The 21,120-nt window shown below is 63.7% G+C and carries 15 protein-coding genes and 2 tRNA genes; 13 read left to right on the top strand and 4 right to left on the bottom strand.

Annotated elements, in window-relative coordinates; translation table 11 throughout:
- The first annotated feature begins 210 nt into the window (after window positions 1–210).
- The 11 genes from ASE26_RS13085 to ahpF all read left to right on the top strand — a co-directional run bounded on the left by ASE26_RS13085 (window position 211) and on the right by ahpF (window position 15,359).
- Entirely contained in the window at window positions 211–2,445 is a 2,235-nt protein-coding gene (locus ASE26_RS13085; protein ID WP_057246375.1) for a YgiQ family radical SAM protein, read from the top strand.
- 133 nt (window positions 2,446–2,578) lie between these two features.
- Window positions 2,579–5,368, top strand: coding sequence for an EAL domain-containing protein (locus tag ASE26_RS13080; RefSeq protein ID WP_055938897.1), 2,790 nt, complete (start codon window positions 2,579–2,581; stop codon window positions 5,366–5,368).
- Window positions 5,369–5,470: 102 nt separating this feature from the next.
- Window positions 5,471–6,871: an RtcB family protein gene (locus ASE26_RS13075; protein ID WP_055938894.1), complete on the top strand. Its 1,401-nt coding sequence runs from the start codon at window positions 5,471–5,473 to the stop codon at window positions 6,869–6,871.
- A gap of 86 nt (window positions 6,872–6,957) precedes the next feature.
- Entirely contained in the window at window positions 6,958–8,526 is a 1,569-nt protein-coding gene (locus tag ASE26_RS13070) for an oleate hydratase (RefSeq protein ID WP_055938891.1), read from the top strand.
- Window positions 8,527–8,606: 80 nt separating this feature from the next.
- Window positions 8,607–10,241: an indolepyruvate/phenylpyruvate decarboxylase gene (gene ipdC, locus ASE26_RS13065; protein ID WP_055938889.1), complete on the top strand. Its 1,635-nt coding sequence runs from the start codon at window positions 8,607–8,609 to the stop codon at window positions 10,239–10,241.
- Window positions 10,238–11,236: a peptidase U32 family protein gene (locus ASE26_RS13060; RefSeq protein WP_055938886.1), complete on the top strand. Its 999-nt coding sequence runs from the start codon at window positions 10,238–10,240 to the stop codon at window positions 11,234–11,236. Before ipdC ends, ASE26_RS13060 begins: the two co-directional genes overlap by 4 nt.
- A gap of 2 nt (window positions 11,237–11,238) precedes the next feature.
- Entirely contained in the window at window positions 11,239–12,126 is an 888-nt protein-coding gene (locus tag ASE26_RS13055) for a U32 family peptidase (protein ID WP_082591358.1), read from the top strand.
- 8 nt (window positions 12,127–12,134) lie between these two features.
- Entirely contained in the window at window positions 12,135–12,596 is a 462-nt protein-coding gene (locus ASE26_RS13050) for an SCP2 domain-containing protein (RefSeq protein WP_057246373.1), read from the top strand.
- Window positions 12,589–12,957, top strand: coding sequence for a putative zinc-binding protein (locus tag ASE26_RS13045; RefSeq protein ID WP_055938882.1), 369 nt, complete (start codon window positions 12,589–12,591; stop codon window positions 12,955–12,957). Before ASE26_RS13050 ends, ASE26_RS13045 begins: the two co-directional genes overlap by 8 nt.
- 156 nt (window positions 12,958–13,113) lie before the next feature.
- A complete protein-coding gene (ahpC, locus tag ASE26_RS13040) occupies window positions 13,114–13,677 on the top strand; it encodes an alkyl hydroperoxide reductase subunit C (RefSeq protein WP_055938879.1) in 564 nt (187 codons plus the stop codon).
- Between the two features lie 101 nt (window positions 13,678–13,778).
- A complete protein-coding gene (gene ahpF / locus ASE26_RS13035; protein WP_055938876.1) occupies window positions 13,779–15,359 on the top strand; it encodes an alkyl hydroperoxide reductase subunit F in 1,581 nt (526 codons plus the stop codon).
- Between the two features lie 146 nt (window positions 15,360–15,505).
- Here ahpF and ASE26_RS13030 read toward each other — a convergent pair.
- The 3 genes from ASE26_RS13030 to ASE26_RS13020 all read right to left on the bottom strand — a co-directional run bounded on the left by ASE26_RS13030 (window position 15,506) and on the right by ASE26_RS13020 (window position 17,887).
- Window positions 15,506–15,582, bottom strand: a tRNA-Asp gene (locus ASE26_RS13030).
- Between the two features lie 17 nt (window positions 15,583–15,599).
- A tRNA-Val gene (locus ASE26_RS13025) sits at window positions 15,600–15,675 on the bottom strand.
- A 100-nt stretch (window positions 15,676–15,775) separates the two neighbouring features.
- Window positions 15,776–17,887, bottom strand: a complete 2,112-nt coding sequence (locus tag ASE26_RS13020; protein WP_055938873.1) for a S9 family peptidase — start codon at window positions 17,885–17,887, stop codon at window positions 15,776–15,778.
- A gap of 66 nt (window positions 17,888–17,953) precedes the next feature.
- Between ASE26_RS13020 and ASE26_RS31525 the strand changes: the two genes are divergently transcribed.
- Together ASE26_RS31525 and ASE26_RS13010 are read left to right on the top strand one after the other, a co-directional pair.
- Window positions 17,954–19,225, top strand: coding sequence for an MFS transporter (locus ASE26_RS31525; protein ID WP_057246372.1), 1,272 nt, complete (start codon window positions 17,954–17,956; stop codon window positions 19,223–19,225).
- Window positions 19,222–20,481, top strand: coding sequence for a glycerate kinase (locus tag ASE26_RS13010; protein ID WP_055938867.1), 1,260 nt, complete (start codon window positions 19,222–19,224; stop codon window positions 20,479–20,481). The genes ASE26_RS31525 and ASE26_RS13010 overlap by 4 nt, the downstream gene beginning before the upstream one ends.
- Here the strand turns inward: ASE26_RS13010 and ASE26_RS13005 are convergent.
- Window positions 20,474–21,103 (bottom strand): hypothetical protein, encoded by a 630-nt coding sequence (locus tag ASE26_RS13005; protein ID WP_055938864.1) that lies wholly within the window; start codon window positions 21,101–21,103, stop codon window positions 20,474–20,476. The two genes, ASE26_RS13010 and ASE26_RS13005, sit on opposite strands and share 8 nt — an antisense overlap.
- Window positions 21,104–21,120: the final 17 nt, after the last annotated feature.

Below are 21,120 nucleotides of genomic sequence, written 5' to 3'. Positions count from 1 at the left end.
TATAGCAAAAATGTCACGATGTGCAATGTGTATTTACCGGAAACGCCTTGCCGGAACGTCACAAGTTACTGAAATTTAAAGGTTTTTTGTGCGCGGCGGTGGGCGGAAGCCAGTGATTTCCGGTACAATGCCGGGATGAATTCCCCAGCCAATCTTTTCGCGACCGTCGCCAAGCGGTCTGCGCGTGCTTCTGCTGCGCCTTTCCTTCCCATGTCCCGCGCCGAAATGGACGCCCTGGGCTGGGACCAGTGCGACGTCATCCTGGTGACCGGCGACGCCTATATCGACCATCCAAGCTTTGGCATGGCCCTGGTCGGCCGCCTGCTGGAAGCGCAAGGCTACCGCGTCGGCATCATCGCCCAGCCTGACTGGCACAACGTGGAATCGTTCCGCGCACTGGGCAAGCCGCGCCTGTACTACGGCATCACCGCCGGCAATATGGACTCGATGGTCAACCGCTACACGGCCGACCGCAAGATCCGCTCCGACGATGCCTACACCCCGAACGCCGAGCCGAACAAGCGCCCCGACCGCGCCGTCACCGTGTACGCCCAGAAGGCGCGCGAAGCCTTTCCCGGCACGCCGGTCATCATCGGCTCCATCGAAGCCTCGCTGCGCCGCATCGCCCACTACGACTACTGGTCGGACAAGGTGCGCAAGTCGGTGCTGACCGAGTCCAAGGCCGACCTGCTGATCTTCGGCAACGCCGAACGCGCCCTGGTCGACCTGACCCGCCGCCTGGAAATGGGCGAAAAGATCAAGGAAATCAAAGACCTGCGCGGTACCGCCTTCCTGGTGCCGCACGGCTGGCTGCCGTCCGGCGAATGGGCGGTGCACAATTCGAACCGCGTCGACGTGCCGGGCCGCGTCGACCCGCATCCCGATCCTTACGCCATGGCGAAGGAAGACAAGAAGGAATGCGCCACCGAGAACGCCGCGCCGGAACCGGTGGTCAAGCCGGTCATCATCATGAGCCGCGAAGAGCGCCTGGCCGCCGCCAAGGAAAAGCACAACAAGACCGTGGTGCGCCTGCCGTCGTACGAGGTGGTGAAGGAAGACCCGGTGATGTACGCCCACGCTTCGCGCGTGTTCCACCTCGAATCGAATCCTGGCAATGCGCGCGCGCTGGTGCAGCAGCACGGCGACCGCGACGTGTGGATGAACCCTCCGCCGCTGCCGCTGGCCATGGACGAAATGGACGGCGTGTACGATATGGAGTACTCGCGCGCCCCGCACCCAAGCTATGGCAACGCCAATATCCCGGCCTGGGAAATGATCCGCTTTTCGGTCAACATCATGCGCGGCTGCTTCGGCGGCTGCACCTTCTGCTCGATCACCGAGCACGAAGGCCGCATCATCCAGAGCCGTTCGGAGCCGTCGATCCTGCGCGAGATCGAACATATCCGCGACAAGACCAAGGGCTTTACCGGCATCATTTCCGACCTGGGCGGCCCGACCGCGAACATGTATCGCCTGTCCTGCAAGGAAAAGGAGATCGAGGAAACCTGCCGCCGCCTGTCCTGCGTCTACCCCTCGATCTGCGTCAACCTGGGCACCGACCACAGCAAGCTGATCCAGCTGTACCGCAAGGCGCGCGAGATCAAGGGCGTGAAGAAGATCCTGATCCAGTCCGGCCTGCGCTACGACCTGGCCGTGCGTTCGCCTGAATACGTGAAAGAACTGGTGACCCACCACGTGGGCGGCCTGCTGAAGATCGCGCCGGAGCACACCGAAAGCAATGTGCTGAGCAAGATGATGAAGCCGGGCATCGGCGCCTACGACGAATTCAAGGCGATGTTCGAGAAGTTCTCGCTGGAAGCGGGCAAGAAGCAGTACCTGATTCCCTACTTCATCGCCGCCCACCCGGGCACCAGCGACGAGGACATGCTGAACCTGGCCCTGTGGCTGAAGAAAAACAACTTCCGCCTGGACCAGGTGCAGACCTTCATGCCGACCCCGATGGCCATGGCCAGCGCCATGTACCACTCGCGCAAGAACCCGCTGCACAAAGTCACCGACACGTCGGAAACCGTGGAAACCCCGCGCACGCTGAAGCAGCGCCAGGCGCACAAGGCCTTCCTGCGTTACTACGATCCGAAGAACTGGCCGATCCTGCGCGAGACCCTGCGCCGCATGGGCCGCGGCGATTTGATCGGCGATGGCGAACGCCACCTGATCCCGCCATACCGCGTCGGCGAAGAGCACTTCAAGCCATCGCAAGGCAAGCGCGCCATGCCGACCCTGGCCCCGGGCCAGCAGAAGCGCGGCGCCGGCCTGCCTCCGCCGGCCCATATTGCGCGCGGCGGCAAGCCGAATGCCCTGACCGGTTCGATGACGGCGCGCGCCACGGTGGAAACCAAGGTCCGTCCATCCATCCTCGACACTATCAAAGTCAAAGCCAAGGCCGCCCCGGCCAAGACTGGCGGCCGCCCCGGCCGTAAGTAAGACGCTACGTGCTATCACCTGCTGCAATTCCATAGGATTTTGCAGCAGGAATGCCACACTTCGGCGCGCTGCGTGCAGCGAAGCGGATACAATCGGCTTGTAGACTCTGCCAACTTCGTATCCGGAAGAAAACGTGCCCCAATTCCTGGCTGGCCTGTTCATATTTCTGCTGCTGTCGACACCTGCACCCTGGGCGCAGGCGCAGGAACGCGTCACGCTGCAGTTGAAGCACAGCCACCAGTTCCAGTTCGCCGGCTATTACGCCGCGCTGGAAAAAGGCTATTACCGCGATGCCGGCCTCGATGTGCAAATGCTGGAAGGCAGCGACGGCAACGAACCGGAACGCGCCGTGCTCGATGGCCGCGCCCAATACGGCGTTGCCAGCAGCAGCCTGCTGCTGGCGCGCTTGTCGGGCAAGCCGCTGGTGGTGCTGGCGGTAGTGTTCCAGCATTCCCCCTATGCGCTGGCGATGCGCCAGACCGGCCCGGCGCCGGATATCCGCAGCATCGCCGGCAAACGCGTGATGATCGGCTCCCTGACCGATGAACTGACGCAGGCGGACGAAGTCATGGCCTACCTGCGCAAGGAAGGCATTGCCAACAACCAGCTGGTGCGCGTGGAGCACAGCTTCAATCCGGACGACCTGGTGAAGGGCAAGGTCGACGCCATGTCGATCTACGTGACCAATGAGCCGGACTACCTGGACCGCCTCGGTTTCCCGTACGATATCTACAGCCCGCGCGCAGCCGGCATTGATTTTTACGGCGACAACCTGTTCACCAGCGAAGCGGAAATCAAGGATCACCCGGACCGCGTGCGCGCCTTCCGCGCCGCCAGCATGCGCGGCTGGCAGTACGCCATGAGCCACCAGGAAGAAATCGTCGACCTGATCCTCAACAAGTACTCGCGCCAGCACGACCGCATGCACCTGCTGTACGAAGCGCGCCAGATGGTGCCGCTGGTGCAGCCGGTGCTGGTGGAAATCGGCTACATGAACCCGGACCGCTGGCAGCACATCGCCGATGTTTACACGGAACTGGGCATGCTGCCGAAAGGTGCGACCTGGGCCGGCTTCCTGTACAACGCCGATCCCGGCTCCGACCTGACCTGGCTGTACCGCGTGCTGGGCGTGGCGGCGGGCCTGCTGGTGCTGGGCGCCATGATCCACTTCTCCCTGCTCACGCGCGAACGCACGCGCGCCGAGGAAACCATCCGCAAGGGCGAGCAGCGCTTCCGCACCATGTTCGAAGCGGCGCCGATGGGCATTGCCCTGATCGATTCAGGCGACGGCCAGTTCCGCGATGTGAACCCGCGCTTTGCGGAAATTGCGGGGCGCTCGGCGCAAGAGATGCGCCACAGCCGCTGGCTGGAAATCTGCCATCCGGACGACGTCGCGCCGGAACAGGAAAAGATGGCGCAGTTGACGGCGCAGCAGATTGCCGGCTTCAAGATCGAGACGCGCCTGGTGCGCCCCGACGGGCGTATCGTCTGGGTGGAAGCTTCGATGAACGCGGTCGGCACGGAAAGCCAGCCGCACCACCTGTGCATGATCGAAGACATCACCGACAAGAAGGAAACCGAAGCCCTGATCTGGCAGCAAGCCAACTTCGACACGCTGACGCAGTTGCCGAACCGGCGCATGTTCCTCGATCGCCTGCAGCACGATATCCTGAAGTCGCGCCGCGACGGCACCCGCATCGCCATCCTGTTCATCGACCTTGACCACTTCAAGGAAGTCAACGACACCCTGGGCCACCACCAGGGCGACGTGCTGCTGGTGGAAGCGGCGCGCCGCATCGGCGCCTGCGTGCGCCAGTCGGACACCGTTTCGCGCCTGGGCGGCGATGAATTCACCGTGATCCTGCCGGAGCTGTCGGAAGTGGACCGGGTAGAGGACATCGCCCAGCACATCATCGACAGCCTGCGCATGCCGTTCCAGCTCGGGCAGGAGCAGGCGTTCGTCTCAGCCTCGATCGGCATCACCATCTACCCGGACGATGCCGGCAATATGGAAGACTTGCTGAAGCACGCCGACCAGGCCATGTACGCCGCCAAAGGCGCCGGGCGTAACCGCTTCAGCTACTTCACGCCGGCCTTGCAGGTCGCAGCGCTGAACCGCATGCGCCTGACCAACGACTTGCGCGGCGCTTTGAAAGGCAACCAGCTCAAGCTGTACTTCCAGCCTATCGTGCATCTCCAGACCGGCAAGATCCACAAGGCCGAAGCGCTGATCCGCTGGGAACACCCGCAGCGCGGCATGGTCAGCCCGCTGGAGTTCATCCCGCTGGCCGAATCGAGCGGCCTGATTGTCGATATCGGCGAATGGGTGTTCCGCGAATCCGCGCAGTGGGTCAAGCGCTGGCGCGAGGAGGTGCATCCTGGCTTCCAGGTCAGCCTGAACCAGTCGCCGCTGGAATTCCAGCGCGAGCGCGGCAGCTATGCCGACTGGCTGGCCCACCTGCAGCAGCTCGGTGTTCCCGGCGAAAGCATCGTGGTGGAAATCACGGAAGGCTTGCTGCTCGATGCGAACACCAGCGTCACCGACAAGCTTCTGCAACTGCGCGATGCCGGCATCCAGGTCGCGCTGGACGACTTCGGCACCGGCTATTCCTCGCTGTCCTACCTGAAGAAATTCGACATCGACTACCTGAAGATCGACCGCAGCTTCACCCGCAACCTTGCGCCCGATTCGAGCGATATGGCCTTGTCCGACGCGATCATCGTGATGGCCCACAAACTGGGCCTGAGCGTGATCGCCGAAGGCGTGGAAACCACCGAACAGCGCGACCTGCTGGCCGGCGCCGGCTGCGACTACGGCCAGGGCTACCTGTTCGCCCGCCCTTTGCCGGCCGCCGACTTCGATGCGCTGCTGCACCAGCAATCGATCCCCACCGCAGCTACCCCGCACGCCACCGCCGCATAAAACCGTGCTAGACTAGCGCCGCTTTTCCTTCCTTGAATGCGCTGCTGCAAGCGAGGACGTCTACCGCGAACGTCGCGGGTTCTCACTACGTCCCTGGCAGCCATGAACAATTACACTCGACTTCAACGGGCCTTTGCCCGTTCCGGCATCATCGTCAACTACCGCGATGGTGTCTACCAGATCCATAACGAAAAGGCGCAGGCACAGGTCCTTTTGCCGGCCAGCCTTCCCCTGGAAGAAAAGGCCGTGCGCCAGCTGCTTGAATTCGCCTCCGTGCGCAGTCATGACGATGCGCGCGGCGTGTGCAAGGCGTGCGCCACGCCCGACTTCCATCCCGGTTCGATCGCACCGGTGGGGAGCATCGTTGCGACCGACGGCGATTTCGTCATTCCCGCCGCAATCGGTACCGACATCAACTGCGGCATGCGCTTGCTGACCACCGGGCACACGCTGCAGCAGCTCGAACCGCACAAGGAGCGCCTGCTGCAGCGCCTGACGCGCAGCCTGCTCGATAACGGCCGCGACGTGCCTGCGACCACGGCAGCTTTCCGCGCCCTGTTCGACCTTGGCCCGGAGGCCTTCCTGCACCAGATACCGCGCCAGGGATTGTGGGGCGAAATGGATCACGCCCGGCTGCAGGAGGAGCTGGCGCGCTGCATTGGACTGCAAAGCTTTGCCGGCTGTGCAAGGCATGCGCCGGAAGCGTTCACCGGCCGCCGCCACGCGGTATTCCGCGACCCCAACCTCGGCACGCCCGGCGGGGGCAATCACTTTGTCGAATTGCAGGTGGTCGAAGAGGTGCTGGATCGCCATGCCGCCTATCGCGCGGGCCTGAAAGCCGGCGATGTGGTCGTCATGATCCACAGCGGCTCGCGTGATCTTGGATTCTTCGTCGGCCAGGCCTGGATGGACCGGGCCCGCGCTGAATGGCCGGCCGGCGTGCGCCATCCGGAGAGCGGCCTGTATGGACTGTCCGGGCCGCTGGCACTGGAATACCTGGAAGCGATGGGCGTGGCGGCACGCTATGCCTGGGCCAATCGCCTGGTGCTGGCGGAGCTGGTGCGGAAGGACCTGGAAGCAACCGTCGGCGCCTCCGCATCGCGGCTGGTTGTCGACGTGCCGCATAACGTTGTCCTGGCCGAGCAGGGCATGAACATCCACCGCAAGGGCGCAACGCCGGCGCACGATGGCCAGTTCGCCCTGATTCCAGGCTCCATGGGCGACAGCTCCTTCCTCGCCACAGGCTTGGGCCGTGCCGACTGGCTATGGTCGTGCAGCCACGGTGCCGGGCGGCGCCTGCGCCGGCAGGAAACGCGGGCCCAGCGCCCTGGCGGGGCAACAGGTGAGCAAGCCTGGCAATGCGTCACCTTGCGTGAAGAAAGGCGTATTGAAGAAGCACCGGATGCCTACAAGCCAATCGGTCCGGTGATCGCGGCGCAGGAGGAGGCAGGCCTGATCCAGGCGGTTGCCCGATTCCGGCCCTGGGTCACATTCAAAGCATGACGATTGGGGCATTCTTGACCCAGGTCAAAGTCAAGCACCCCTGCGAAAACCTATAGTTACTCCCGAACCAACCAAGGAGTAAGTCAATGGGAAAAGAAAAACAGGTGTATATGGCCGGTGCCGGCATTGGCAACCTGGCGGCGGCGGCCTTCATGATCCGCGATGGGAAAATGCGCGGTGAGCAGATTCATATTTACGAATCGCTGGGCGTGGCGGGCGGCAGCCTCGATGGCGCGGGCACCGCGCAAGACGGCTACCGCCTGCGCGGCGGCCGCATGCTGACGACCGATAATTACGAATGCACGTGGGATTTGTTTGCGTCGATTCCATCGCTGGTTCATCCTGGCCAGACGGTGCTGGACGAAACGCTGGCATTCAACGAACTGCATAAATCGCACTCGCAGGCCCGCCTGGTCGACCGCAATCGCCATAAGGTGGACGTGACGTCGATGGGTTTCAGCCTGCGCGACCGGATGGAGCTGCTCAAGCTGCACGAGGCCGATGAGGCTGTGCTGGGCAACAGCCCGATTACCGACCACCTCTCGCCCGAATTCTTCGAAACGCCGTTCTGGTACATGTGGGCCACAACCTTCGCCTTCCAGCCATGGCATAGCGCGGTCGAATTCAAGCGCTACCTGCACCGCTTCATGAAGGAGTTCTCTCGCATCGAAACGCTGGCCGGCGTCAAGCGCACCGTGTACAACCAGTACGATTCGTTCGTCCGTCCGCTGCAGGCATGGCTGGTGCAGCATGGCGTGCGCATCGAGACCGGCTGTACCGTGACCGACATCAAGCTGGCCGACGCCAGGGACGAGCTGCTGGTGCACGCCATCGAGCTTGAGCGCGATGGCCGGCGCGAACTGCTGCCGATCACGCCGGACGACCTGGTGTTCTTCCAGAACGGTTCCATGACCGATGCGTCCAGCTTCGGCAGCATGAAGTCGGCGCCGCCGCAGCTTGACCGCCGCCAGAGCGGTGGCTGGAAGTTGTGGGAGCGCCTGGCGGAAGGCCGTCCCGAACTTGGCAAGCCTGCTGCCTTCAACCGCAATATCCAGCAATCATGGTGGGAATCGTTCACGGTGACGCTGCGCGACACGGCTTTCTTCGACCAGATGGAGGCATTCAGCGGCAATGTTGCCGGCACCGGCGGCCTGGTAACCTTCAAGGATTCCAACTGGCTGATGTCAGTCGTGCTGGCGCACCAGCCCCACTTTGCCGGCCAGCCCGCCGACGTCAAGGTATTCTGGGGCTATGCCCTGCATCCGGACCGTGTCGGCAATTTCGTCGCCAAACCAATGGCCGATTGCAGCGGCGAGGAAATCCTGCGCGAACTGGCCGGGCACCTGAACTTCGAACCTGAGGTATTCGCACAGGCAAACTGCATCCCTTGCCGCATGCCCTACATCACCAGCATGTTCATGCCGCGTCACTACAGCGACCGTCCGCTGCCGGTGCCGTTCGGCTCGCGCAACCTCGCCCTGGTGAGCCAGTTCGTCGAAGTGCCGGACGACGTGGTATTCACGGTCGAATACTCCGTGCGCGCGGCGCAGATGGCGGTCTACCAGCTGCTGGGGATCGAACGCGAAATCCCGCCGATCAAGCGCCACGACAAGACGCTGGAAGTGATGCTCGCCGCCCTGGTCAAGGCGGCCTGACAAAGGAAGCGCGCGGCCGATCGGGGAATCCTTGACCTGGCTCAAGGATTTTTAGTTCGCGCCCGCGCATGATGCCGGCTATGAATCTCGCAAACTCACTCCTGCACGCGCTGGCTGATCACGGCGCGCGCGAAGTCTTTGGTATCCCCGGAGACTTCGTCCTTGCCTTTTTCGAACAAATTGAGAAATCTGGCGTCCTGCCCCTCTACACCCTGAGCCACGAGCCGGGTGTAGGCTTTGCAGCCGATGGGGCGGCACGCTATCACGGGCGCATAAGCGTGGCGGCGGTGACCTATGGTGCGGGGGCCCTCAATATGGTCAACGCCGTCGCGGGCGCTTATGCTGAAAAAGTACCGATGGTGGTGATCTCCGGCGCGCCGGGCACCAATGAACGCCGCAACGGCTTCCTGCTGCACCACCAGGTCAAGCACCTGGATTCGCAGATGGCGATCTTCCGCGAGATCACCTGCGACCAGTGCGTGCTGGACGATCCGCAGCGCGCCCCGGAAGACATTGCGCGCGTGCTGCGCAGTGCGATCACGCACTCGCGCCCAGTCTATATCGAGCTGCCGCGCGACATGGTGCATGCGCCGTGTGCACGGGTGCACGCCTTGCCGGCGCCGGTCCATGATGCGGATGCCCTGGCGGCCTGCGTGGAAGAAGTGCTGGCCCGCCTCGAACGCGCCGCACGCCCGGTGCTGATGGTCGATATCGAAATCCGCCGCTTTGGCCTGGAGAGCAAGGTGGCGCAGCTGGCCACCAGGCTGCAGGTACCGGTGGTGACCTGCTTCATGGGCCGCGGCCTGCTGGCCAGCGAGCCGGAAGCGCCGCTGCTGGGCACCTACCTCGGCGTCGCCGGCGCCCCGGAAGTGACCGAAGCCGTGGAAGGTTCGGACGCCCTGCTGATGCTGGGCGTAATCCTGTCCGACACGAATTTCGGCGTGCAGCGCGAACGCATCGACCTGCGCAAATGCATGCTGGCGCTGGACGGCGACGTCACGCTCGGCTACCACACCTACCACGACATCCCGCTGGAGGCGCTGGTGGACGGCCTGCTGGCCCGCGCCAAGCCGCTGCGCGCCGACGCCGCCCTGCGCGGCGAACGCACCGCCTATCCATGCGACCTGCCTGCCGACGACAGCCCGCTGGTACCGCGCGACGTGGCCAGCGCCATCAACGACATGATGCGCAAGCACGGCCGCATGACCATCGCTTCCGACATCGGCGACTGCCTGTTCACCGCGCTCGATATCGAGAACACCGACCTGCTGGCGCCCGGCTACTACGCCACCATGGGTTACGGCGTGCCTGCTGCCTTCGGCCTGCAAGCCGCCGGCGGCGAACGACCGCTGGTGCTGGTAGGCGACGGCGCCTTCCAGATGACGGGCTGGGAGTTGGGCAACTGCCAGCGCTACGGCCTGGACCCGATCGTGGTCATCTTCAACAACTGCAGCTGGGAGATGCTGCGCGCCTTCCAGCCGCAATCCGGCTTCTGCGACTTGAGCGACTGGCGCTTTGCCGACATGGCGCCGGCACTGGGCGGCGACGGCTACCGCGTCGCCACGCGCGCCGAACTGGTGGCGGCACTGGAGGGCGCCGTGCAGCGGCGCGGCCGCTTCCAGCTGGTGGAGGTCATGCTGCCGCGCGGCGGCCAGTCCGACACCCTGGCGCGCTTCGTCAACGGCGTACGCCGCTTGCAGGGAACCAAAGCATGATCGAACTCGTTTGTCCCGCCGGCAGCCTGCCGGCATTGAAAGCAGCTGTCGACAATGGCGCAGATACCGTTTACCTCGGCTTCCGCGACGCTACCAATGCACGCAACTTCGCCGGCCTGAATTTCGATGAAGCCGCGATTGCGGAAGGCATCCGCTATGCCCACCAGCGCGGCCGCCAGGTCCTGCTGGCGCTGAACACCTATCCGCAGGCGGGCAACTGGCAGCTCTGGCGCGAAGCAGTCGACCGCGCGGTCGGCGCCGGTATCGACGCCATCATCCTGGCCGATCCCGGCCTGATGGAATACGCCCGCAGCAAGCATCCCGGCTTGCGCCTGCACCTGTCGGTGCAAGGCTCCGCCACCAATTACGAGGCGATCAACTTCTACCACGAACAGTTCGGCATTTCGCGCGCCGTGCTGCCGCGCGTGCTGTCGATGCAGCAGGTTGAGCACCTGATCCGCCATGTGAAGACCGAAATCGAAGTATTCGGCTTCGGCAGCCTGTGCGTGATGGTGGAGGGCCGCTGCGCGCTGTCGTCCTACGCCACCGGCGAATCGCCCAACACCGCTGGCGTATGCTCGCCCGCCAAGGCGGTGCGCTGGCAGCAGACGCCGAAAGGCCTGGAGTCGCGCCTGAACGGCGTGCTGATCGACCGCTACCAGCCGGATGAAAACGCCAGCTATCCGACGCTGTGCAAGGGCCGTTTCGAGGTGGAGGGTGAGACTTACTACGCCATCGAAGAACCGGCCAGCCTGAACACCATGGAACTGCTGCCGCAACTGGTGCAGATGGGCGTCAAGGCGATCAAGATCGAAGGCCGCCAGCGCAGTCCCGCCTACGTGGCGCAAGTGACGCAGGCGTGGCGCTCGGCCATCGATGCCTGTGGCGACGGCAAGCGCCGCTTCGCCATCCACCCAAGCTGGAGCGCCGCGCTGGACCGCGTGGCGGAAGGCCAGCAGCACACCTTGGGCGCCTATCACCGCAAATGGAAATGAGTATGTTGAAACTAGCCCTCGGCCCGGTGCTGTATTACTGGCCGCGCCTGACCATGTTCGAGTTCTACCAGCAGGTAGCCGAAAGTCCGGTCGATATCGTCTATCTCGGCGAAGTCGTATGCTCGCGCCGCCATGAACTGCGCCTGCCCGACTGGCTCGATATCGCCGCCCTGCTGCGCGATGCCGGCAAGGAAGTGGTGCTGTCCACGCAAGCCCTGATCGAATCGGGCGCCGAGCTGACCACCATGCGCAAGCTATGCGAACACCGCGACTTCCTGGTGGAGGCCAATGACTTCGGCGCCGTGCGCAACCTGGAAGGCGCCGGTTTCATCGCCGGCCCGCACCTGAACATCTACAGCGAGCCGACGCTTGCCGTACTGGCGCGCCAGGGGGCACGCCGCTGGGTAGCGCCGCTGGAAATGGACCGCGCTGCCATCGGCACCCTGCTCAAGACGCAGCCCGCCGGCATGGAAAGCGAAGTGTTTGCCTGGGGCCGCATGCCGCTGGCCTTTTCCGCTCGCTGCATGACAGCGCGCAACCGCAACTTGCCGAAGGACGACTGCCAGTTCAGCTGCATCGATTATCCCGATGGCCTGATCATGGACACCCGCGAACAGAAGGCCTTCCTGGTCCTGAACGGGATCCAGACCCAGTCGGCGCTGTGCTGCAACCTGGTACGCGCGGTGCCGGAGATGGCAGACATGGGCATCAATGTGCTGCGTATTTCGCCGCAGTCGCGCGATACGCTGGAAGTAGTGGCGGCGTTCGACAAGGTGCGCCGCGGCGAATGGCAGGCGCAGCATGCCGCCGTGGTGTTGGAGCCGCTGGCTCCCGGCGGAAGCTGCGACGGTTTCTGGTACGGCCAGCCCGGTATGGAGCGTGTAGCGTGAATAATGCAATGACCGCCCCATTCCGCATACCGCCCGCCATCGGCCGCCTGCTGGGCCGCCTGCCGCCGCAGCCGCCCGCCTGGCTGTTCGTGCAGGGACTGAACCGAATCCTGGCGCCGCAATTGCCTGAAGACGTGCGCCAGGCCCTGTTTGCCCGCCGCCTGCGCCTGCGGGTGGAAGATGCCGGGCTGGCGATTGATTTCGGCTGGCAGGGCAAGGGCTTTGAAATGGCCCGCCACGGCGACCAGCCCGACCTGACCATCGGCGCCAGTGCGCATGACCTGGTACTGATGGCGCGCCGGCAGGAAGACCCGGACACCCTGTTCTTCTGCCGCCGCCTGATCCTGGAAGGCGACACGGAACTGGGCCTGCTGTTCAAGAACACGCTGGACGGCCTGGATGCCAGCGCCTTCGATTGGCGCAAGCTGCTGCCGAAATTCCCGACCCCGCCCGGCGCCCGCCATGGCTGAAAAGACGCTGCCGCTGGTGTACTCGTGCTCCGGCTGCAGCAGCGCCGCGCAACTGGCCAACGCCATTGCGCTCAGGCTTGACCGGGAAGGCGCCGCAGAAATGTCCTGCATCGCCGGCGTGGGCGGCGGCGTCGCCCCGCTGGTCAGGCTGGCCCAATCCGGCCGCACCATCATCGCCATCGACGGCTGCCCGCTGGCCTGCGCCCGCGAATGCCTGGCCAAACAAGGCGTCGCTCCGCGCCACCACCTCCTCCTCAACGAACTTGGCGTACGCAAGAAGATGCACGCCGACTTCGATCCCGCCGATGTCGACCGCTTGGCCTGCCAAGCCGCCAGCCTGCTCGAAATCCTGACGGACTGACAACCTGATTGCCCACAAAAGGCGATAATAACGATCGCGTTTCGCGGTTCCAATAGGCAAAGACTATCGAGTCTATTTGAACAATCAAATTTTCAAATCTACGAGAAGGCCTTAAACTGGCGTCTCATTGATTCACAAACCCACGAGGAAACCACAATGTCCCTGATTAACACCCAAGTAAAACCATTCAAGGCCACCGCATACCACAACGGCAAATTCGTTGACCTGAGCGAAGAATCCCTGAAAGGCAAGTGGTCCGTATTCGTGTTCTACCCAGCCGACTTCACCTTCGTGTGCCCAACCGAGCTGGAAGACCTGGCAGACCACCACGCAGAATTCGCCAAGCTGGGCGTGGACGTGTACGGCATCTCGACCGACACCCACTTCGCCCACAAGGCATGGCACGACACCTCCGACGCGATCAAGAAAGTGCAGTACGCCCTGATCGGCGACCCAACCGGCACCCTGTCGCGCAATTTCGAAGTGATGATCGAAGAAGAAGGCTTGGCGCTGCGCGGCACCTTCGTGATCAATCCGGAAGGCTTCATCAAAGTGCTGGAAGTGCACGACAACGGCATCGGCCGCGACGCAGCTGAACTGCTGCGCAAAGTGAAGGCAGCCCAGTATGTGGCTTCCCACCCAGGCGAAGTGTGCCCAGCCAAGTGGACCGAAGGCGCGGCAACCCTGAAGCCATCGCTGGACCTGGTCGGCAAGATCTAAGCATCTCGTCTGCTAATGGCTTGAACAGGCGACCCCACGGGGTCGCCTTGGGGCGTTGAAGCGGTACCTACCGCAAGCGACTAATCAAGAAAGGAATAGCCATGCTGGACGCAGACCTGAAAGCCCAACTCTCCTCCTACCTGGAGCGCGTTGTCCACCCGATCGAGATCGTGGCGAACACCGACGCCTCCGCCAAATCGCAGGAAATGTCGGCCCTGCTGCAGGACATCGTATCCGCAGGCCACGGCAAGATTACCATCGTTGCAGGCGCTGACGACAAGGCCCGCAAGCCTTCCTTCGACATCACCCGCAAAGGCAGCGATATCGGCGTGAGCTTCGCCGGCATCCCGATGGGCCACGAATTCACCTCCCTGGTGCTGGCACTGCTGCAAGTCGGCGGCCACCCGATCAAGCTGGATGAAAAAGTCATCGAGCAAATCCGCAACCTGGACGGCGATTTCGTCTTCGAAACCTTCATCTCACTGAGCTGCCACAACTGCCCTGAAGTGGTGCAGGCACTGAACGCCATGTCCGTGATCAACCCGCGCATCAAGGTGGTGGCAGTGGATGGCGGCGTGTTCCCGAAAGAAGTCGAGGAACGCCAGGTGATGGCTGTGCCGATGATGTACCTGAACGGCCAGCACTTCGGCCAGGGCCGCACCAACGTCGAGGAAATCCTCGCCAAGCTGGATACCGGCGCCTCGGCCCGCGCTGCGGCTGAATTGAGCAAGAAAGACGTGTTCGACGTGCTGATCGTCGGCGGCGGCCCTGCAGGCGCTGCTGCGGCCATCTACACGGCGCGCAAAGGCATCCGCACCGGCGTGATTGCCGACCGCTTCGGCGGCCAGGTGCTGGATACGCTGTCGATCGAGAACTTCGTCTCGGTCAAGGAAACCGACGGCCAGAAATTCGCGGTCGCACTGGAGCAGCACGTCAAGGAATACGACGTGGACATCATGAACACCCAACGCGCTTCGAAGATCGTGCCGGGCAAGATCAAGGAAGTCCACACCGAAAGCGGCGCCGTGCTGAAAGCCAGGTCCGTGATCATTTCGACCGGCGCCCGCTGGCGCGAAATCAATGTGCCGGGCGAGAAGGAATACCGCAACCACGGCGTTGCCTACTGCCCGCACTGCGATGGCCCGCTGTTCAAGGGCAAGCGCGTAGCGGTGATCGGCGGCGGCAACTCTGGCGTGGAAGCGGCGATCGACCTGGCCGGCATCGTGGAGCATGTGACCCTGATCGAATTCGGCGCGGAACTGCGCGCGGATGCGGTGTTGCAGCGCAAGCTGGCCACCCTGCGCAATGTGAAGGTGATCAAATCGGCGCAGACCAGCGAGGTTCACGGCGACGGCAAGAAGGTCAATGGCTTGAGCTATACCGACCGTGAGAGCGGCCAGTCGCATCGCATAGAGCTGGAAGGCGTGTTCGTGCAGATTGGCCTGGTGCCGAATACCGAATGGCTGAAGGGCACCATCGACCTGTCCAAGCATGGCGAGATCGAGGTGGATGCCAAGGGGCAGACTTCGGAGACCGGCGTGTTTGCCGCAGGCGACGTGACCACGGTGCCGTACAAGCAGATCGTGATCGCGGTCGGTGAAGGCGCGAAGGCGGCACTGGGCTCGTTCGATTACCTGATCCGCTCTTCGGCGGATGATGAGCCGGCGGCGATTGCTGCTTAAACCGGTAAGGCGGGGGGCAGACCCAAGGGTCTGACCCCTGGTGTGCGAGATGAGCAGACAGTGTCAGGCACTTGTGCCTGACACAGGTTTACCGGTTCTGGAAATGAAAAAAGCCCCGAATTTCTTCGGGGCTTTTCTCTGAATATTGGCGGAGCGGACGGGGCTCGAACCCGCGACCCCCGGCGTGACAGGCCGGTATTCTAACCAACTGAACTACCGCTCCAATTCTTCCGCAGTGACTGGTGGGCGCTGAGAGGCTCGAACTCCCGACCTAATCCTTGTAAGGGATCCGCTCTACCAACTGAGCTAAGCGCCCCTGCCTTCACTGTTGAACGTTTGTCACAACGTTCAGAAGAGGCCGCATTATAGGATGGATTTTCGAACCTGCGCAAGCGTTTTTCCAAAAAACCTCAAAATTATCTGGCAACCCCGATTTGCGACAGCAGCCAGGCCATTTCGAAGGCTTTCTCGCCCAGCGCGTTATAGCGGCCGGACGAGCCGCCGTGGCCCGCTCCCATGTTCACCTTCAGCAGCAGCGGATTGCTGTCGGTCTTATTGCGGCGCAGTTTGGCCACGTACTTGGCCGGCTCCCAGTACATCACCTGGCTGTCATTCAGGCCGGTGGTGACCAGCATGGCTGGATAATCTTTCAATAAGATGTTGTCATACGGGGAATAGCTGCGCATGTAGTCGTACGCCGGTTTTTCGTTCGGATTGCCCCACTCCAGGTATTCGCCGGTAGTCAGCGGCAGGCTGGCATCCATCATGGTGTTCATCACGTCGACGAACGGCACAGCCGCGTGCACCGCCTTGAACAGGTCGGGACGCATGTTCACCACGGCACCCATCAGCAGGCCGCCGGCGCTGCCGCCCTGGATCGCCAGGCGCTCGCGCGAAGTCCATTTTTCCTTGACCAGGTATTCGGCGCTGTCGATGAAGTCGTTGAAGGTGTTCTTCTTGTGCATCAGCATGCCGTCGTCATGCCATTGCTCGCCCATGTCGTTGCCGCCGCGGATATGCGCCGCCGCGTAGATCACGCCGCGTTCCAGCATGCTCAGTCGGGTCAGCGAGAAGTTCGCTTCCTGCGCAATGCCGTAAGAGCCGTAGGAGTACAGCACCATCGGCGCCGAGCCATCCAGCTTCACGCCTTTCTTGTAGGCGACCCAGATCGGCACTTTCACGCCGTCGCGCGCGGTTGCCCACAGGCGTCTGGTCTCGTATTGGCTGAAGTCGAAGCCGCCCGCCACCTCCTGCTTTTTCAGCACGGTGCGTTCGCCGGTCTTCATGTCCACGTCGATGGTGGCGGGCGGGGCCAGCGGCGACTGGTAGCTGATGCGGTATTTGGCCAGGCCGTAATCGAGGTTGGTGGAAGGCGTGGACACATACACCTCGTCGTCGAACTTCACGGTCAGCCACTTCTTGCTGCCGAAGTCGTAAATGCGGGTACGGCCCAGGGCGCGCGATTTCTCGTTCACCGCCAGGAAGCCTTTGAACAAGCTCACGCCTTGCAGCAGGGTGTCCTTGTCATGCGGGATGACCTCGGTCCACTTTTTCGGGTTGGCGACCGGTGCGCTGACCAGGCGGAAGTTCTTGGCGTCCTTGTTGGTGCGGATGTAGAGCTGGCCGTCGCGGTGGCTGACGAAGTAGCGGTGGCCCTTGCTGCGGCCCAGCACGGACTTGAAGCTGCCCTTCGGCCGGTCTGCCGGCAGCATGAACACTTCGGTGGTATCGGTCGCGCCGGACAGCAGGTAGATATGCTTGCGATCCAGGCTGCCCATCACGTCCAGCGAGAACTGCTCCACAGCCTCGTGGTAGACCTGCTCAGGCTGGCCGTCGAGCGTAACGCGGAACAGGCGGTCGGCGCGCTTGGTGGTGGCATCTTCCTGTACGACGAACAGGGTCTTGTTGTCGGCAGCCCAGGCTACGCTGGTCACGCGCGGCATGCTGGTCGACAGCACTTTGCCGCTGGCCAGGTCCTTCACGTGCAGCTCATATTGGCGGAAGCCGTTGTTATCGGTGGTATAGGCCAGCAGCCTGGCGTCCGGGCTGGCGACCATCATCCCCACGTGGAAGAACTTGAGGCCTTCAGCCATCGCGTTCTGGTCCAGCATGATTTCTTCCGCAGCGGAGGCGTCGTAGCTGCCGTCCTTGGCTGCCAGGCGGCGGCAGTTGAGCTGGTACTGCTTGCCCGCCTCAATCCGGGTGTAATAGTAGTAATCGCCGCGGCGCGCAGGCACCGACAGGTCGGCCGGCATCGTGCGATCCTTGAACTCCTTGTACAAGGCATCGGCGAAGGGCTTGATGCCTTCGGTCATGGCGGCGGTATAGCTATTTTCCGCATTCAGGTATTCAATGACGGCAGGATTGGTCTTTTCCTGCAGCCAGCGGTAATCGTCGCTCACCTGCTCGCCGTGGCGGGTCTCCATCCATTGCGTTTTTTCGGCGATCGGCGGCTGCGGCAGGTCCGCGGCGAAGGCTGGTGCGGCCAGCAGGGGTAACAGCAGGCCGGTGATAAGGTGTTTGCTCACTTCTTCAGCTCCAAGGGGGAAAATGTGCAATGATTCTAGGGTGCCATAGTTAGAAATACAACAAGAATGATCACTACCGAAAAGCTGTATGCGCGCGTCGGCAAGCGCCTGCTGCCCTTCCTGTTCCTATGCTACGTGGTGGCATACCTGGACCGGGTGAACGTCGGCTTTGCCAAGTTGCAGATGCAGGCCGACTTGCAGTTCTCCGATACCGTGTACGGACTGGGCGCCGGTATCTTCTTCGTCGGCTACTTCCTGTGCGAGGTGCCATCCAACCTGCTGATGCTGCGCGTTGGTGCGCGGCGCTGGATCGCGCGCATCATGGCCAGCTGGGGCCTGCTGTCGGCGGCCATGCTGTTCACCACCAGCTCGACCAGTTTCTACGCGATGCGCTTCCTGCTCGGCGTGGCGGAGGCAGGCTTCTTCCCCGGCGTGATCATGTACCTGACCTACTGGTATCCCGCGCAGCGGCGCGCCCGCATCGTCGCCATCTTCATGAGCGGCGTCGCCGTGGCGGGCGTGGTGGGCGGACCGCTATCGGGCTGGATCATGTCGCATTTCGCCGGACATGGCGGCCTGGCCGGATGGCAGTGGCTATTCCTGCTGGAGGGCCTGCCGGCAGTGGTGCTGGGCGTGCTGACGCTGGCGCTGCTGGACGATGGCATCGATGATGCGGGCTGGCTGAGCGATGAGGAAAAGGCGCTGCTGAAACGCGAGCTGGCAAGCGACGGCGCGCCGCGCGCGCAATGGGGCCTGCGCCATGTGTTCGGCAGCAGCCGGGTGTGGATCCTCGCCCTGGTGTACTTCCTGCTCGTGATGGGACTGTACGGCGTGGGCTTCTGGCTGCCGCAGCTGATACGCAACAGCGGCGTGCAGGACGTGCTGGATATCGGCCTGCTGACGGCCATCCCGTACGGTATCGCCGCGGTGGCGATGATCCTGGTCGCGCGCCATTCGGACCACACGGGCGAGCGCCGCTGGCACGTTGCGCTGGCGGCCTTCATCGGCGCAGCGGCGCTGCTGGCGTCGACGCACTATGCCAACAACCCGGTGCTGGCGCTGGCCGCGCTGAGCGTGGCGACGGCGGGCATCCTCAGCACCTTCCCGGTGTTCTGGAGCATCCCGACAGCCATGCTGGGCGGCTCGGCGGCGGCGGCAGGCATCGCCATGATCAATTCGCTGGGCAACCTGGCCGGCTTCGCCAGCCCTTACCTGGTGGGCGCGATCAAGGATGCAACGCACAGCACGGCCAACGGCATGCTGCTGGTGGCAGCCAGCCTGGCCGCCGGCGGCGCACTGGTGCTGCTGTGCGTCGGCAGCAAAGGAGAAATGCTGTGAAGACTGGCCGCGAGCTGCTGTCCGAACTGTTCAACGCCGCGCTGCGCGCCGCCGACCCGCTGGAAACCATCGCGGCCCACCTGCCGCCGCCGCCCAAAGGCCGCACCGTCATCATCGGCGCCGGCAAGGCTTCTGCGCGCATGGCGCAGGGCGTGGAGCGGCGCTGGCATGGTCCCCTCAGCGGCGTGGTCGTGACGCGCTACGGCCACGGGGCGCCAACCAGGCAGGTGGAGGTGATCGAGGCCGGCCACCCGGTGCCGGACGACGCCAGCCAGGCCGCCGCGCGCCGCATGCTGGCCGCCGTGCGCGGGCTGGGACCGGACGATATGGTGCTGTGCCTGATGTCCGGCGGCGGTTCGGCGCTGATGTCGCTGCCGGCCCCCGGCATGACGCTGGAACAGAAGCGTGACATCAACAAGGCCCTGCTGCGCAGCGGAGCGCCGATCGGCGACATCAATATCGTGCGCAAGCACCTGTCGGCCGTCAAGGGCGGCAGGCTGGCGCTGGCTTGCGGCGAGGCGCGCGTGGTGACCTTGGTGCTGTCGGACGTGCCGGGCGACGATCCGGCGGTAGTGGCCAGTGGCCCTACCTTGGCCGATGCATCGACCGCGCAGGACGCGCTGCGCATACTGCAGCAATACGGCATCGAGATCGCACCGGCCGTGCGCGCCGTGCTGGAAGACCCGGCGCAGGAAACCCCCAAGCCCGGCGACCCGCGCCTGGCGCGCAATAGCGTGGCCGTGATTGCATCCGCCAGGCATGCCCTGCAGGCGGCGGCCGACGTCGCCCGCGCCGAGGGCCTGCGCCCGCTCATATTGAGCGACCGGCTGGAGGGCGAATCGCGGACCGTGGCGGTATCGCATGCGGCGCTGGCGCAGGGCGTGATCCATCATGGCAGCCCGCTGCGGGCGCCGTGCGTCATCCTGTCCGGTGGAGAAACCAGCGTCACCGTGCGCGGCTCGGGCCGCGGCGGACGCAATGCGGAATACCTGCTGGCGCTGGCCGTTGCATTGCAAGGCACGCCGGGCGTCCACGCCATTGCCTGCGATACCGACGGCATTGACGGCACCGAAGACAATGCCGGCGCCGTGCTGGGGCCGGAGACGCTGCAGCGCGCCGCCGCGCTGGGACTCGACGCGCAAGCCCTGCTCGACAACAACGACGGTTACAGCTTCTTCTCCGCACTGGGCGACCTGGTGGTCACCGGGCCCACGCGCACCAATGTGAACGACTTCCGGGCGATCCTGGTTATTTGATGGCGGCGGCCATTTTGGCCCACACCGCATCGCCAATGTCCTTGCGGCCATCCGGTGCACGGTAGGACAGGAAGAAGGTCTCCTTCTTCTTGCCGGTCGCCATGTACATGAAGTAGGCCGGCTGACCCGTGGTGCCGCTGATCATGGAAATCATCACGGCCGGGTTCTTCGCCTCCTTGAACTCCTGAACCTGGATATTGGTCGCTGCGCCGCGCAGTTTGTTCAGCGAGCCCGGATCGTTGATGCCGTAGAACACATGGTGGGCCGGGTCGTACGTGACGTTGGTGGCGGTCGAGCCGTACATGTAGCCATTGCGGGTCGGCAGGTTGGCGGCCGTGGCTGTCGCCGCATCCTCAGGGCGCATCCAGTATGAATAGCCGATTTTCTTGACCTTGGACTGCTGGAACTCCGCCGGTACAGGCACGTTCAGGGCAATCTGGAACGGCAGGCGGCCCTGCATGAAGTCATTGACCGGCACCTCGCGCGTCTGCACCTGCACGGCGGCTGGGGCCGGAGCGGCGGCAGGCTTGGCCGCCTTCGCTGATGCCGATGGCGCTGCGGCCGCTGCCGCAGCGGTGGCGCTGGTGATGGCCAGGCTGGCCGCAAACAAAATCGATTTCACGTAATGCTCCTGTTCTT

Origin of the sequence: Duganella sp. Root198D2 (assembly GCF_001428585.1) — a bacterium.
Taxonomy (GTDB): Bacteria; Pseudomonadota; Gammaproteobacteria; order Burkholderiales; family Burkholderiaceae_D; genus Rugamonas.
Note: the sequence above shows the minus strand (reverse complement) of the source record. Positions and strands in the feature narration are given on the sequence as shown.

Coding starts and splice junctions, on each gene's coding strand:
- ASE26_RS31525 (WP_057246372.1), top strand. CDS start 17,954: ATGATCACTACCGAAAAGCTGTATGCGCGCGTCGGCAAGCGCCTGCTG.
- ASE26_RS13060 (WP_055938886.1), top strand. CDS start 10,238: ATGATCGAACTCGTTTGTCCCGCCGGCAGCCTGCCGGCATTGAAAGCA.
- ipdC (WP_055938889.1), top strand. CDS start 8,607: ATGAATCTCGCAAACTCACTCCTGCACGCGCTGGCTGATCACGGCGCG.
- ASE26_RS13070 (WP_055938891.1), top strand. CDS start 6,958: ATGGGAAAAGAAAAACAGGTGTATATGGCCGGTGCCGGCATTGGCAAC.
- ahpC (WP_055938879.1), top strand. CDS start 13,114: ATGTCCCTGATTAACACCCAAGTAAAACCATTCAAGGCCACCGCATAC.
- ahpF (WP_055938876.1), top strand. CDS start 13,779: ATGCTGGACGCAGACCTGAAAGCCCAACTCTCCTCCTACCTGGAGCGC.
- ASE26_RS13075 (WP_055938894.1), top strand. CDS start 5,471: ATGAACAATTACACTCGACTTCAACGGGCCTTTGCCCGTTCCGGCATC.
- ASE26_RS13055 (WP_082591358.1), top strand. CDS start 11,239: ATGTTGAAACTAGCCCTCGGCCCGGTGCTGTATTACTGGCCGCGCCTG.
- ASE26_RS13085 (WP_057246375.1), top strand. CDS start 211: ATGTCCCGCGCCGAAATGGACGCCCTGGGCTGGGACCAGTGCGACGTC.
- ASE26_RS13045 (WP_055938882.1), top strand. CDS start 12,589: ATGGCTGAAAAGACGCTGCCGCTGGTGTACTCGTGCTCCGGCTGCAGC.
- ASE26_RS13050 (WP_057246373.1), top strand. CDS start 12,135: ATGACCGCCCCATTCCGCATACCGCCCGCCATCGGCCGCCTGCTGGGC.